Raw genomic sequence first — 13,679 nt, forward strand, 5'->3', positions numbered from 1 at the left:
TTATTTGCTCTCTTACGACCTTTATTTGCGCCTCCCAGTTTTTATTGCACTTTTTCTCCCTCATACCTACAGCTCAATTTTCATTTGCATCCTTACTTCTTTTATTAACCCCCTCAATGCCCAAAAAAAGAAAGCCAAAAAAGGCTTTCAATAAAAAACTACTTACGTAAATTCCATTCCGCAGTATTATATTTAGTAGCAGCTAATTCCAGTACTTCCTCCTCTTGAGCCTCTGTTAATTCATAAGGCACCAACTCAATATCTAATCCAATTTCGAAGCCTTTTTCAAATGCTTCATACAAGTCAGCCATTGTTTTAGGAGTAGTACTTTCTGCATTGATCCATGTTGCACGATCTAAGAATCGTTTTTTCATTCTTTCTCTCACTGCGTCAGAAGAGAAAATATATAAGTCATATAACATATCAACATCAATATTTAAAGGAATTGAACCGTGCTGAAGAATTGAGCCCTTTTGTCTCGTTTGAGCACTTCCAGCAATTTTTTTATCATTTACAACAACTTCATACCATGATGGCGCATCAAAGCAAACGGCACTTGCTGGGTTTTTTAATTCGTTTTTTTCTTCAGCAGTTTTTGGTACAGAAAATGAAGCATCTAAACCAAGTAGCTTGTACCCTTCTAAAATTCCCATTGAAATCACTCGATATGCTTCTGTAACAGATACAGGCATATTTGGGTAGCTTTCAGGTACAATTACGCTATAAGTTAATTCATCGTGATGAAGTACGCTTCTTCCACCAGTTTGGCGTCTTACGAAATCACCATTGTATTTTTTTAATGCATCTAAACTTATTTCTTGGTTTTTTTGGAAATATCCGATTGTTACAGTAGGATTTTCCCATTCATAGAAACGCAGTGTTGGAAGAAAACCTTCTTCACTTTGCCACTTGATTAGGCATTCATCAAGAGCCATATTATAGCTACCTGATTTTACTCCGCTATTAATAAAATTCCACTTTGTCTTTGTCATGTTGAAAATCTCCTCATTTTTCGATAAATTTTTACTTTTTTAATGAAAGTTTCTTGCACAATCCTACTAGAGAATTATAATAAGATAAGTAGGTAATTGAAAGGTGTTGAAAAATTTGAGTCAGTTTTTACCAATAATTTTTGTCGTACTAGGTATCATTGTATACTCAACAGTTATGTATTTCTACCAAAAACGTTTAATTAAAACGTTAACTGAGGAAGAATTTCGTGCTGGCTACCGTAAATCTCAGCTAATTGACTTACGTGATCAAGAAGATTTTAAGAACGGCCATATATTAGGTGCTCGAAATATTCCGTTCGCACAATTAAAAACGCGTTCAAAAGAAATTCGTAAAGATCAGGCAGTCTATTTATATGATCAAATGGGCGTTCGTCCTGGACAAGCTGCACGTATTTTACGTAAACAAGGTGTAACAGAACTTTACCAACTTAAGGGCGGATACAAACTTTGGTCTGGTAAAATTAAAAAAGGTTTATAATCCATATTTAATTTAAATGAAAAAAACTACTTCATTTTTATGAAGTAGTTTTTGCGTTTTATATAGAAGTCATTAAAACCAAGCTCAGGACAAGTTTATTCTTTATGAGTTTTTGGTTTAGCGTATTTCTCGCCTTTTGTATCGACCTTTATGGACTCGATGATGACTGGAGTAACAGGTTTTTCCATTGAATCCACTTCAACTGCGTCTATTTTCTTAACAATATCGATTCCTTCTGTCACTTTACCAAATGAAGCATATTGCCCATCAAGGTCAGGTGTATCGTTTGCCATTATGAAAAATTGACTTCCAGCACTATTTGGATCACCAGTTCGTGCCATAGATAGTACACCTGTTGTATGTTTTAAGTTATTTTTAAAGCCGTTTGATGTAAATTCACCATCAATTGCATATCCTGGGCCACCGCCACCAGTTCCCTCAGGGTCGCCACCTTGAATTACGAAGTCTCTAACAACTCGATGGAATGTTAATCCATTATAAAATCCTTTGTTTGCTAGTGAAATAAAATTATCTACTGTATTTGGTGCAATATTAGGATATAATTCAGCTTTAATGACACCGTAATCCTTTACCTTTATTGTTGCTATTGGTAATTTCCCATGTTTTTTACCATTTGCAGATTTTTCATTATTGTTACCACATGCTGCTAATAAGCTGATTGTTAATACAAGACAGCTTATTAAAATTGCCCTAATCGATCTTTTTAACATTTTTCCTTCTCCCCCTCTTTCATTTTTTAGTTTACCAAATTTGACCATGTATTTTCTATAGTTTCGAAAAATTGGGAATTTTTACACAGACCGAGTTAGTTCACATAAATATTAAAAAACTGCTATTCAAATACGAAATGAATAGCAGTTTCTCTTAATTTATTTATCCAACTCGTTTAGATGGTTCATCGATTTTATTTTTAGCAAATGGAAACCACCAATTCCATTTTCCAAATAACTGCATTAAGCTTGGAACTAAAACTAAACGAACGATTGTAGCATCCAAGAAAATGGCAATAGCAATCCCGATTCCCATCTGTTTAACAGGTACCATATCTGTAAAAGCAAATGCTCCTGTAATAACAATCATAATGGATGCCGCTGATGTGATAATACGGCTCGTCGATACTAACCCTTCTCTTGTTGAATAAGTATTATCTCCCGATTCATAGTATAGCTCTTGCATTCTCGACATTAAAAATACTTCATAGTCCATACTTAAACCGAAAACTAAACCAAAGACAAACACTGGCAAAATCAACATGATATCAGATTGAGGTAAGCCAAAATTACCACCTTGGAATAACCAAGTAATGATTCCAAACGTTGCACTTAAAGATAATACATTCATTAAGATCGCTTTGATTGGAATGATCATGGACCTAAATGCAATCATTAATATGATAAAAGTACTAACCATAATCACAAGTAAACCGTATACAATATTATTTGTAATCTCATCAAATAATTCTTGTTCAAATTTCACTTGACCACCGACAGTATAATTAAGTCCTTCAATTTTCCCATTGTATTTATCTTCAAAATCTCTTACCCATTGCTTCCCTTTTTCTGATTTTGGATCAGAATTCAAGAATACTTGAATATAAGTTTTATTCTTTTTAATATAGGCATCAATAGCAGGCTGAATTTTTGATGCGTTTGGAGATTTTAAAGCAGGTAATAATTGCTGAGCGTTTAAATTAACTGCATTCAACACACTTTTAACTTCATAAACATTCTTGTCATCTTCAAGCTTTTTCTGTACTTTATCTAATGCGTTTACATTATTTTGCTTTAAAAAGTCAGTATTAGATTCTAGTACAATTGAGACCGTTCCATGTTTTTGAGCTTCCGGAAGAAAAGCTTTTTGATATTTTTCATAATTAATTCTCGACGTTGCATCCTTTGGTAATGCATCAATTGTAGGTATATTTAGGTGCACATCTCTAATTGGAATGACGAAAAGACCTAAAATGATTAATGATGTTAGTGCCATGATGATCGGTCTTTTCATAACGAAATTTGCGAACTTTCTCCAAACTGCTTGTTGCTGGTCTTGGCTTCGATTCGCAATCGATTTTAACGTACCTTTATTAATATTTTTACCAAGAGCAGAAAGTACTGCTGGTAATAGGGTTAATGATAAAAATAAACTAACTAATACAACAACTGCACCACTTATTGCAACACTTCTAAATAAATCAATATTTATGAAGTACAGAGCTGATAATCCAATAAATACGCAAATACCAGAAAAAATAATCGCTCTACCTGCAGTTGCAAACGTTACACTAATTGCTTCTTTCACTGATGAATGATTCTGTAATTCAGTTTTATAACGGCTTACGAATAATAAGGCAAAATCGATTGATAGTGCTAATCCAATCATCGGTGCAACATTTAAGACAAAGATTGATAAATCAACATGCTTACCTATAAAGAATAAAATTCCAAATGTACTTAAAATACTAATCATACCGATTATAATTGGAATCGCAGATGCAACTAAACTTCCAAATGCAAAAAATAGGACGATAAACGCAATCGGTACACCAATCATTTCTGCTTTCTTTAAGTCATCTTGACTAGTTTTATTCATTACATCACTAATGATTGTAAATCCAGTTGTTCCTACCTTTACAGTATCATCTGAAAAAGACTCTACTTTTTTTGCAAATTTATTGTTTAGATCAACAAGCTTATCGTGATCCTTCTCATTGAATAATAGAGATAAGTAGGCAATATTATCTTTTTTCATACCCGGATTCATTAGAGGGTGATGAAATTGTTTTATATTCTTTTCTTTTTGAACTTCCTTCACAATCCGTTCAATATCAGATTGGAATTCGGCGTTAGAGGCACCCTTTTTCCGCTCAAGTATGATGATGAGTGAATCTGGCGATTGTTCAAATTCTTTTTCTAGTACATTCTTAGCTTTTTCATACTCTCCAGGTGTCCTAAAACCATCTCCATCTAAAATGCCAGGTAAATGCTTCGAATAAATACCTAGAATGATTGAAAATATAGCTAAAATTGCAATAACAATATACCGGAATTGATAAATCGATCGACCCACCTTTTTCCAAGCACTATTTTCACTTACTGTACTTTTCATTTTTCCACTCCTTATTTACATATCCTACCAATATCTTATCAAACTGATGTAAATTCGCCTATTGATTTATATTTTGAGTCAGAAAAAAGAGAAAGATTACTCTCCAAGTGAAGTCTTAAGGCAAAGGAGTAATTGCACTTCCTAATAATGGCCACCCGTCGAATGAACTACCTCGATGCCAATTGATCTTTTCTTAATGTGTAAAAAAACGCCCATAATATAAATCAATTGATTTATATTAGAGCGTTAAAATTTTGAAACTATGATGGCAATGATGATTCCAATTAATGCTCCAACAACAACCTCATATGAAGTATGACCTACTAGTTCATTTAATGCTTTATAATTTTTAATTCTTCCATGAAAAAAATCATTTAATAACTTTGCGTGTTTACTTACTGCCAATCTTACACCTGAAGCATCATACATAATAATCGTCGCAAAAATTGCTGAGATTGCGAAAGTAACATTTCCAAAACCTTCTGTTAATCCAACACTTAATGCTAATCCAGTAACTGTTGAGGAATGTGAACTTGGCATACCACCAGAAGCAAAAAACTTAGATATATCAAATTCTTTTTCTTTAAATAAATGGATAATGACCTTTAAAAACTGCGCAATAAACCACGCTATAATAGCTGAAATTAATGGCTCGTTATGAAGAATTGTCAAAAGGAACCTCCTTTAAGTGTAACTAATTGTTATTCCATTATTATCTTTCTTAAATAATTGTATATTCATTAATAGCTTATAAGAACAAAATTATTTTTGTTAAATATTAAAATGTAAAACAGATCTTTACTTTTGTATCAATATTATTATGTTTTTTACTTATTATTTTTATTTAATAGTTGACATATAATGGAGAATTTCAATCACATAATACAAGATTATGAAATATATAAATTTTTAATAAATTATCATTTTTGAAATTGACAATTCATATAATTCTGATAGACTTAGTTGTAATTAAATTCTAGGAGGAAGCTCATGAGCCAAACCAACGACTTAACACCCATCATTGAGGTCGTGGAATCGTTACTTAATGGTTTAAGATTTGGAACAATCACATTAGTCGTTCAAGATGGGAGAATTATTCAAGTAGAAAAGCAAGAAAAAATACGATTAAAGTAAATATGTTCCTGCTGACTAGAAAAACTAGAGGCAGCTCAAGTCTACGTATGAAAAATGTAGATTTGAGCTGCCTTTTCTTTTTAGGATAACTTGGCTTCTTTAGTCAATTGGAGGAAAAGAAAATGAGATTTGAAAATTGGAACGTGAAAAGTATTCCGGACTTTTCAATTGATAATGAAACAAAAGGTGCACTTGAAGTACTAGAGTGGGCTTACAAAACCTATGGTGATGACCTAATTTATGCTTGTAGCTTTGGTGTAGAAGGAATCTTATTAATTGATTTAATTTCAAAAGTAAAACCAGATGCAAAGGTTGTTTTCTTAGAGACCGGCCTACATTTCAAGGAAACTTATGAATTAATAGACCGCGTGCAAGCTAAATATCCAAACTTACAAATAGAAAAGAAAACACCAAGTCTGACTTTAGAAGAGCAAGCAAGTATTCATGGAGATGAGCTATGGAAGCGTGAACCAAATAAGTGCTGTAATATTCGCAAAATCTTACCACTTCAAGAAGCTCTAAATGGTGCTCCAGCCTGGGTGTCAGGCTTAAGAAGGGAACAATCTCCTTCAAGACAAAAAACAGAATTTCTTAATCTAGATAATAAGTTCAGTTCAATTAAAGTTTGTCCCTTAATCCATTGGACTTGGAAGGAAGTTTGGCGATATGTATATTACAAAAATCTCCCATACAATCCATTACACGATATAGGGTACCCAAGTATTGGTTGTGAGGTATGTACATTACCTGCTTCGAATTCTTCAGATAGTCGCTCTGGTCGTTGGTCTGGTTCACAAAAAAATGAATGTGGATTACATGATTAGTTGTCTTTATTAGATGCTAAAAAATGAAAGTTTATTCTTACTAACTATTAAAATAGGAAAATTTAAGGAGTGTTTAGAAATGAGTTTACCCCCTCATGGCGGAGTCTTAATTAATCGATTTAATCCAGAAGTTACTGTGAAGGATGGTTTGAAGGAAATTCCTTTAGATTTAATCGCGTTAAGTGATCTAGAGTTAATTGGAAATGGAGCTTATAGTCCCCTTACTGGTTATTTAGGAAAAGAAGATTATGAGCAAGTCGTAAGCACAATGAGATTAAAAGACGGGACTGTATGGAGTATTCCAATTACCCTTCCTGTTAGTGGACAAATAGCCAGCAATCTAAAACTAGGAGAACTAGTTAAACTAACTTGGGAAAATAAAGTGTATGGCTTGTTAAAGATTGATGATATTTATACACCTAACAAATTACTTGAGGCACAGTTTGTTTATGGTACTACTGATGCAAACCACCCTGGAGTCGCAAAATTGTATTCCCGTGGTGATGTTTATTTAGGTGGCGAAGTAACTGTTATTAGACAAATTAAACATACCCAATTCACAGAACATTATTTAAGTCCAAAAGAAACAAGAGAAAAATTTGCATCATTAAATTGGAAGAAAATAGTTGGGTTTCAAACTCGTAATCCAGTTCATCGTGCCCATGAATATATTCAGAAAACTGCACTTGAAATTGTGGATGGTTTGTTCTTAAACCCATTAGTTGGAGAGACAAAATCGGACGATATTCCTGCAGAAGTCCGAATGAAAAGCTATAAAGTCTTACTCCAAAACTATTATCCAACAGATCGTGTATTTTTAGCCGTATTCCCTGCCGCAATGCGATATGCGGGACCAAGAGAAGCTGTGTTCCATTCGATTGTTAGAAAAAATTACGGCTGCACACATTTTATTGTAGGGCGTGATCATGCTGGCGTTGGCAATTATTACGGAACTTATGATGCACAAAAAATCTTTCAAAAATTTTCACAAGATGAATTAGGAATCTCTCTCCTATTCTTTGAAAATAGTTTCTATTGCTCAAAGTGCGAAAATATGGCATCTACAAAAACATGCCCGCATGGTAGTGAACATCACGTAACATTATCAGGTACGAAGGTTCGTGAAATGCTAAAAAAAGGTGAAGTTCCTCCTTCTGCTTTTAGTAGAAAAGAAGTTGTTGAAGTATTAATTGAAGGTTTAAAAGAACCTGAATCAATTTCTGTGGAATAGGAGAAAAGTTATATGTCTAAAAATATCGTTTGGCACCAGGCTAGTATTTCAAAAGAAGACCGTCGACAAAAAAACAATCACCACAGCTGTATTTTATGGTTTACTGGTTTATCTGCTTCAGGTAAATCGACGATTGCTAACGAGATTGCAAAAGCTTTATACCATCTTAATGTTCAACAATACGTATTAGATGGTGATAATATTCGTCACGGTTTAAACAAAGATCTAGGTTTCACTGATTTTGACAGAACTGAAAACATAAGACGAATTGGTGAAGTAGCAAAACTCTTTGTTGATAACGGGCAAATTGTCTTAACAGCCTTTATCTCCCCATTTATTGCTGATCGAAATATCGTTCGGTCATTAGTCGAACAAGACGAGTTTATTGAAGTTTACGTAGAATGCTCCGTTGAAACTTGTGAGAGTAGAGATCCGAAAGGACTTTATAAAAAAGCAAAAAATGGTGAAATTCAAAACTTTACGGGTATCAGCTCTCCGTATGAGGCACCAATAAATCCAGAAATTACATTAAATACTGATAAACAATCTGTACAAGAATGTGTTGAAACAATACTTCAATTTTTAAAGAGTAAAAATTATATTGGGTAAGGTGATGTTCGATGGCATTTGAAAAAATTTGGAAAGATAATCTTAAGCTTAATGAAACTGAAAAAAAGAAACTTGTTAAGGATGGACTTAAAATTTATGATGACATCCCCTACTATGCTGAAAATGGGTTTGAATCAATTCCAAAAGATCAATGGGATTTATTCAAGTGGGCTGGATGCTATTTACAAAAACCAAAAGAAGCTGGATATTTTATGATGCGAGTTAATGTTCCGTCTGGCATATTAACACATGAACAGCTTATAACATTAGCAGAAATCGCTCGTGATTATGGCCGAGATGTATATGATATTACAACCCGTCAAGCGATCCAATTTCATTGGTTAACAATTGATCAAATACCAGATATTTTCACTCGTTTAGAAAAAGTTGGGCTATCTAGTGCTGGTGCATGTGGTGATATTACACGTAATATCGTTGGAAATCCACTTGCAGGGATTGATCCAAATGAATTATTTGATACTACACCTATCGTAAAGGAAATTTATGAATTCTTTCAGTTTAATGAAGAGTTCTCTAATCTACCTAGAAAATATAAAATGTCGATCAGTACTAACAAAAATAATGCATCAAATGCAGAAATTAACTGTATTTCATTTATTCCGGCTATTAAAGAAATTGACGGCAAAGAAACTTCTGGTTTCCATTTAAAAGTTGGTGGTGGGCTTTCTTCCGCTCCACATTTAGCTCAAGAACTTGATGTATTCTTGTTACCTCACCAAGTGAAGGAAGTTGCAATCGCCGTTACAACAATCTTTAGAGATTTTGGCTACCGTGAGAAACGCCATCACTCTCGTTTAAAGTTTTTAGTTGCTGATTGGGGCGTTGAAAAGTTTAAAGAAGTTTTAGAAGGATATACAGGTAAGCTATTAACAAAAGGAACTGGCTTTGAAGAGTCATGGAATGCAGGATATTTTTATGGGGTTCAACCACAAAAGCAAGAAGGATTAAATTATGTTGGATTAAGTATACCTGTTGGAAGATTGCATTCTAAGGAAGTTTTTGAGTTAGCTAGAATTGTTAAAAAATACGGTAATGGTGAAATACGTAATTGTAATTCACAAAATTTAATTTTGCCAAATATTCCAACTGAAAATATTGATGAATTATTGAAAGAACCAATACTTGAAAAATTCACACCAATACCGCCAAAATTTATTGGTTACTCTGTTGCTTGTACCGGAAATGAATACTGCAATTTAGCATTAGTCGAAACGAAGGCTCGTATGAAGGATACAGCTGCTTATTTAGATGAAAAAATTACTTTGGATGTACCTGTTAGAATTCATATGGTTGGTTGCCCTAACTCTTGTGGTCAAAGAGCAATCGCTGATATCGGACTTCAAGGAATAAAGGCTCGAAATGAGAAAAAAGAATTAGTAGAGGCTTTTGAAATCTATGTAGGTGGAACATTAGCCAACGGTGGGAAATTAAATGAAAAATTAAAAGGGAAGGTTGAATCCCCTGCCCTCCACCTAGTATTAGAAAAATTCTTGCAGCACTTTAACGAAAATAAACTACCTTCAGAAACCTTTTTAGATTATGTATCAAGAGTTGGAATTGAAGAATTACAAACCTATTTAACTTCCATTCTTGAAACTGTCAATGCATCTTAAAGAAAGTCGGTGACATATGTTTTTATATCGATTTGAAGCATCAATCGAAAGTCGTATCGTTCCAATTGTTATATTAGCAAGTGATGATGAAAAAGCATTTAAACTAGTTGATACAGAGCTTGAAAAGTTTTATGTTAAAAAACCGGACGTTAAAGAACTACTGATGTATGAAAAAAAGAAAGTTAGTCAAAGTGGTGGATTTGTTTTAGATTTAGAAGTTTTAAGTAAACGATAATGATGAGGTGTGTGGAATGATTGGAAAAGTTTATTTAGTTGGTGCTGGACCAGGGGATGTCGATCTAATTACAGTAAAAGGACTAAAGTGCATTCAAAATGCAGATGTCATTATATATGACCGACTAGTTAATAAAGAACTATTAGAGTATGCAAAAGAATCCGTCGAGTTAATATACGCTGGTAAACTCCCAAACTACCATGCATTAAAACAAGAAACAATAAATGCTTTCTTAGTAAAGTATGCAAAAAAAGGCAAAAACGTAGTTCGATTAAAAGGTGGAGATCCTTTCATTTTTGGTCGTGGTGGTGAAGAAGCAACTTATCTTGTGGAACGTGGTGTCTCTTTTGAAATCATTCCTGGCATTACATCAGGTATAGCAGCTCCAGCTTATGCTGGTATACCTGTCACCCATCGTGATTATAGTAGTTCCTTTGCTTTTGTAACAGGTCATTGCAAAGAAGAGGATACGGTTAAATGGGCCTCTTTAGCAAAAGGCATTGACACACTAGCAATTTATATGGGAGTTAATAACTTACCATATATTCGACATCAACTAATTTCAAATGGAAAACATCAAGACACACCCGTTGCCCTGATTCACTATGGTACTACTGAACAACAGCGTACTGTCATTAGTACATTAAAAAATGTCATATCAGACGTTGAAAAAGAAAAAATAACAAATCCTAGTATGATTATCGTAGGTGAAGTAGTTAAATTACACCATCAATTACAATGGTTTGAGACTAACTATAACGAGATCACTGGACATAAAAACATTAATTATTCAAGTCTATAAATTCTCCCTTAAAATGGAATGAGGTGCTTTAGAATGGATGCAATCTTATATGTATGTCATGGAAGCCGTGTAAAATCGGCTGTCCATTCAGCCATACAATTTGTTAAAAAAGTACAAAAACAAATTGATTGCCCTGTTCAAGAAATTAGTTTTATTGAACTCGCTGAACCATCAATTTCAGTAGGATTAGAGAATTGTTTGCGTAAAGGAGCAAAATCGGTAACAGTATTGCCGGTTTTACTCCTTTCTGCAAATCATGCAAAGGTGGATATCCCTATTGAAATCGCGAAATTTCAAAAGGAATATCCACACATAAAAATAAAAATTGCCACACCAATCGGAATACACAAAAATATGATTGAATTAATCCAAAAGCGAATTAATGAAAAGGTTAAGCATTTCATAAAGCCAACTAAAATACTGCTAGTTGGACGAGGTAGTAGTGATCCATTAACGATCGATGATTTCAATTCAATCGTTAAACTCCTTGAAGCAAATTTAAAGCATCCTGTTCTTCCCGCTTTTATGTCCGTTTCAAAGCCTTCGATTCACGAAGTTTGGAATCAACTATTGATTGAAAAAAATCAACAGGTAATAATCGTTCCATATTTATTTTTTTCAGGAACTCTTATGAATGAAATAAAAGATAAAATAAAAGCTCTACCTCTAGAAATGCAAAATAACTGGAAATTATGTGAAACCTTAGGGTACGATCACTTAATTACATCAATTTTTACTGAAAGAATACTTGAAGCTCAAAAAAAGGAATTATATATTGCAATAAAATAAAAGCTCTTGTTTCCTCAAATAGAAAACAAGAGCTTTTATTTTTCGTTTATTTACTTTCAACTTTAATAAAATTTGTTGGTTGGTAAGTTGGAAGAGTCTGTAAGAATCGATTAATCCTTTTTGTAGCTTCAATTAATTGATTTAATGAAGTTGCATAAGAACATCGAATATACCCTTCTCCACAATCTCCAAAAACATTTCCCGGGACGACCGCTACTCTCTCTTTTAATAATAATTGTTCAGCGAACTCCTCTGATGTTAAGCCAGTATTCTGTATTGATGGGAATACATAAAAAGCTCCACCTGGAAGATGACATGATAATCCAATTTCTTGAAGAGATTGCACAAGGAAGTTACGACGTTGCATATAACTGCGTCGCATTGCTTCTACATCATGATCGCCATTTCGAAGTGCTTCAACTGCAGCATGCTGTGACATAGTTGGTGCACACATAATTGCATATTGATGAACTTTAAGCATATGGGAAATAATGTCCGAAGGTGCTGCAACAATTCCAAGTCGCCAGCCTGTCATTGCAAATGTTTTAGAAAATCCAGAAATTAAAATTGTATGGTCTCGCATTCCATCGATATTAGCAAAGCTTGTATATTCGCCATCATAAACAAGCTCAGCATAAATTTCATCAGAAATAACAATTAAATTATGCTTTTTAACAAATACGGCTAAATCCTCTAATAATTCTTTTTCTAGTAAAGTACCAGTTGGATTATTAGGGTTACAAAGTAAGATTGCCTTTGTTTTCGGTGTAAGTTTCTTTTTCAACGCTTGAAGATTGATTTTAAACTCTTCTTCTCCTGTCGTTGATAAATGAACTGGAACACCGCCTGCTAGTGAAACTAAAGGAGCATATGAAACAAAGCATGGATCAATAACGATTACTTCGTCCCCTGGGTTTAAAATTGTTCTTAAAGCAATATCAATCCCTTGACTTGCCCCAACAGTTATAATTAATTCATCTTCTGGACTATAATGCACATCAAATTTCTTAGCAAAATAACGACTTACTTCTTGACGTAATTCTAGCAGTCCAGCATTTGAAGTGTATGCCGTATGTCCTGTTTCTAACGAATAAATACTTGCTTCTCTCACGTTCCAAGGAGTGACAAAATCAGGTTCACCTACCCCAAGAGAAATGACATTATCCATACTAGCCGCTAAATCAAAAAACTTTCGAATTCCTGATGGTTGTAGTGTAGTTACTGTATTTGATAAATTAAATTTACTCATAGCGTGATCACCATACGCTTATCACTTTGTTTTTGACCGTATACGATACTATCATGTTTGTAACGTTTTAAAATAAAATGGGTAGTCGTTGATAAAATAGATTCTAAAGTCGATAGTTTTTGGGATACAAATGAAGCAATTGATGTCATTGTTTTTCCTTCAACTACAACTGATAAGTCATATGTTCCTGACATTAAATAAACTGATTTTACTTCTGGGTATAAATAGATTTTTTCAGCAATCTCATCAAACCCTACGCCACGTTTTGGAGCTACTTTTACATCAATCATAGCAGTTATACTTTCTTGAACTGGGACTTTCCCCCAATCAATAAGCGTAATGTATTGAAGAATAATACGATCGTTTTCAAATTTTGTTAATATATCAGCTACCTCTTCTTCAGTAGCTCCTATCATTTTTGCTATTACGTCATTACTTAAGCGTCCATTTTGTTCAATACACTGAAGTAATTGTATTTCTTTTTCTGTCATATTCATATACTCCTTATGTATTCCATTTTCTGGAATTACGTTAGATGTTCATTCTATTCATCTT

15 protein-coding genes are annotated in these 13,679 nt (G+C 33.6%); 9 read left to right on the forward strand and 6 right to left on the reverse strand.

Features of this window, described 5'->3' with window-relative positions; translation table 11 throughout:
- Nucleotides 1-158: 158 nt before the first annotated feature.
- A complete protein-coding gene (locus COI44_RS15950; protein ID WP_098428812.1) occupies nucleotides 159-992 on the reverse strand; it encodes a lipoate--protein ligase family protein in 834 nt (277 codons plus the stop codon).
- Between the two features lie 175 nt (nucleotides 993-1,167).
- On the opposite strand from COI44_RS15950, the gene COI44_RS15955 reads away from it, so the two are divergent.
- Nucleotides 1,168-1,491 (forward strand): rhodanese-like domain-containing protein, encoded by a 324-nt coding sequence (locus COI44_RS15955; RefSeq protein ID WP_098428909.1) that lies wholly within the window; start codon nucleotides 1,168-1,170, stop codon nucleotides 1,489-1,491.
- A 95-nt stretch (nucleotides 1,492-1,586) separates the two neighbouring features.
- On the opposite strand, the gene COI44_RS15960 is transcribed toward COI44_RS15955, so the two are convergent.
- From COI44_RS15960 to COI44_RS15970, 3 genes are all read right to left on the reverse strand, one after another.
- Nucleotides 1,587-2,222, reverse strand: coding sequence for a peptidylprolyl isomerase (locus COI44_RS15960; RefSeq protein ID WP_098428813.1), 636 nt, complete (start codon nucleotides 2,220-2,222; stop codon nucleotides 1,587-1,589).
- Nucleotides 2,223-2,385: 163 nt separating this feature from the next.
- Nucleotides 2,386-4,617 (reverse strand): MMPL family transporter, encoded by a 2,232-nt coding sequence (locus tag COI44_RS15965; RefSeq protein ID WP_098428814.1) that lies wholly within the window; start codon nucleotides 4,615-4,617, stop codon nucleotides 2,386-2,388.
- A gap of 246 nt (nucleotides 4,618-4,863) precedes the next feature.
- A complete protein-coding gene (locus COI44_RS15970; RefSeq protein WP_286163940.1) occupies nucleotides 4,864-5,289 on the reverse strand; it encodes a divergent PAP2 family protein in 426 nt (141 codons plus the stop codon).
- A gap of 318 nt (nucleotides 5,290-5,607) precedes the next feature.
- Between COI44_RS15970 and COI44_RS15975 the strand changes: the two genes are divergently transcribed.
- From COI44_RS15975 to COI44_RS16010, 8 genes are all read left to right on the forward strand, one after another.
- On the forward strand, nucleotides 5,608-5,751 hold the full coding sequence (locus COI44_RS15975) for a YezD family protein (RefSeq protein ID WP_097978548.1): 144 nt from the start codon (nucleotides 5,608-5,610) through the stop codon (nucleotides 5,749-5,751).
- Between the two features lie 122 nt (nucleotides 5,752-5,873).
- Nucleotides 5,874-6,575, forward strand: a complete 702-nt coding sequence (locus COI44_RS15980; RefSeq protein WP_098428815.1) for a phosphoadenylyl-sulfate reductase — start codon at nucleotides 5,874-5,876, stop codon at nucleotides 6,573-6,575.
- A 79-nt stretch (nucleotides 6,576-6,654) separates the two neighbouring features.
- Nucleotides 6,655-7,806, forward strand: a complete 1,152-nt coding sequence (gene sat / locus COI44_RS15985; RefSeq protein ID WP_098428816.1) for a sulfate adenylyltransferase — start codon at nucleotides 6,655-6,657, stop codon at nucleotides 7,804-7,806.
- Nucleotides 7,807-7,818: 12 nt separating this feature from the next.
- Nucleotides 7,819-8,415 (forward strand): adenylyl-sulfate kinase, encoded by a 597-nt coding sequence (gene cysC, locus COI44_RS15990; protein ID WP_098428817.1) that lies wholly within the window; start codon nucleotides 7,819-7,821, stop codon nucleotides 8,413-8,415.
- A gap of 11 nt (nucleotides 8,416-8,426) precedes the next feature.
- Nucleotides 8,427-10,049, forward strand: a complete 1,623-nt coding sequence (locus COI44_RS15995) for a nitrite/sulfite reductase (protein WP_098428818.1) — start codon at nucleotides 8,427-8,429, stop codon at nucleotides 10,047-10,049.
- 16 nt (nucleotides 10,050-10,065) lie between these two features.
- On the forward strand, nucleotides 10,066-10,284 hold the full coding sequence (locus COI44_RS16000; RefSeq protein WP_098428819.1) for a DUF3906 family protein: 219 nt from the start codon (nucleotides 10,066-10,068) through the stop codon (nucleotides 10,282-10,284).
- Nucleotides 10,285-10,300: 16 nt separating this feature from the next.
- Nucleotides 10,301-11,086 (forward strand): uroporphyrinogen-III C-methyltransferase, encoded by a 786-nt coding sequence (cobA, locus tag COI44_RS16005; protein WP_141546941.1) that lies wholly within the window; start codon nucleotides 10,301-10,303, stop codon nucleotides 11,084-11,086.
- Nucleotides 11,087-11,119: 33 nt separating this feature from the next.
- On the forward strand, nucleotides 11,120-11,875 hold the full coding sequence (locus COI44_RS16010; RefSeq protein WP_179887143.1) for a sirohydrochlorin chelatase: 756 nt from the start codon (nucleotides 11,120-11,122) through the stop codon (nucleotides 11,873-11,875).
- A 46-nt stretch (nucleotides 11,876-11,921) separates the two neighbouring features.
- On the opposite strand, the gene COI44_RS16015 is transcribed toward COI44_RS16010, so the two are convergent.
- Together COI44_RS16015 and COI44_RS16020 are read right to left on the reverse strand one after the other, a co-directional pair.
- Complete coding sequence (locus COI44_RS16015; protein WP_098428821.1) at nucleotides 11,922-13,124, reverse strand: aminotransferase; 1,203 nt, start codon at nucleotides 13,122-13,124, stop codon at nucleotides 11,922-11,924.
- The gene (locus COI44_RS16020; protein ID WP_179887144.1) at nucleotides 13,121-13,621 is read right to left on the reverse strand and encodes an Lrp/AsnC family transcriptional regulator; all 501 of its coding nucleotides are present in this window, start codon (nucleotides 13,619-13,621) and stop codon (nucleotides 13,121-13,123) included. The genes COI44_RS16015 and COI44_RS16020 overlap by 4 nt, the downstream gene beginning before the upstream one ends.
- Nucleotides 13,622-13,679: the final 58 nt, after the last annotated feature.

Origin of the sequence: Bacillus sp. AFS088145, from assembly GCF_002564465.1 — a bacterium.
Classification (GTDB): Bacteria; Bacillota; Bacilli; order Bacillales; family Bacillaceae_G; genus Gottfriedia.

Excerpts from the sequence above, each read along its gene's own strand:
- COI44_RS15950 (WP_098428812.1), bottom strand. The coding sequence starts at position 992 with ATGACAAAGACAAAGTGGAATTTTATTAATAGCGGAGTAAAATCAGGT.
- COI44_RS16010 (WP_179887143.1), top strand. The coding sequence starts at position 11,120 with ATGGATGCAATCTTATATGTATGTCATGGAAGCCGTGTAAAATCGGCT.
- cobA (WP_141546941.1), top strand. The coding sequence starts at position 10,301 with ATGATTGGAAAAGTTTATTTAGTTGGTGCTGGACCAGGGGATGTCGAT.
- COI44_RS16000 (WP_098428819.1), top strand. The coding sequence starts at position 10,066 with ATGTTTTTATATCGATTTGAAGCATCAATCGAAAGTCGTATCGTTCCA.
- COI44_RS15965 (WP_098428814.1), bottom strand. The coding sequence starts at position 4,617 with ATGAAAAGTACAGTAAGTGAAAATAGTGCTTGGAAAAAGGTGGGTCGA.
- sat (WP_098428816.1), top strand. The coding sequence starts at position 6,655 with ATGAGTTTACCCCCTCATGGCGGAGTCTTAATTAATCGATTTAATCCA.
- COI44_RS16020 (WP_179887144.1), bottom strand. The coding sequence starts at position 13,621 with ATGAATATGACAGAAAAAGAAATACAATTACTTCAGTGTATTGAACAA.
- COI44_RS15955 (WP_098428909.1), top strand. The coding sequence starts at position 1,168 with ATGTATTTCTACCAAAAACGTTTAATTAAAACGTTAACTGAGGAAGAA.
- COI44_RS15960 (WP_098428813.1), bottom strand. The coding sequence starts at position 2,222 with ATGTTAAAAAGATCGATTAGGGCAATTTTAATAAGCTGTCTTGTATTA.
- COI44_RS15980 (WP_098428815.1), top strand. The coding sequence starts at position 5,874 with ATGAGATTTGAAAATTGGAACGTGAAAAGTATTCCGGACTTTTCAATT.
- COI44_RS15995 (WP_098428818.1), top strand. The coding sequence starts at position 8,427 with ATGGCATTTGAAAAAATTTGGAAAGATAATCTTAAGCTTAATGAAACT.
- COI44_RS16015 (WP_098428821.1), bottom strand. The coding sequence starts at position 13,124 with ATGAGTAAATTTAATTTATCAAATACAGTAACTACACTACAACCATCA.
- COI44_RS15975 (WP_097978548.1), top strand. The coding sequence starts at position 5,608 with ATGAGCCAAACCAACGACTTAACACCCATCATTGAGGTCGTGGAATCG.
- cysC (WP_098428817.1), top strand. The coding sequence starts at position 7,819 with ATGTCTAAAAATATCGTTTGGCACCAGGCTAGTATTTCAAAAGAAGAC.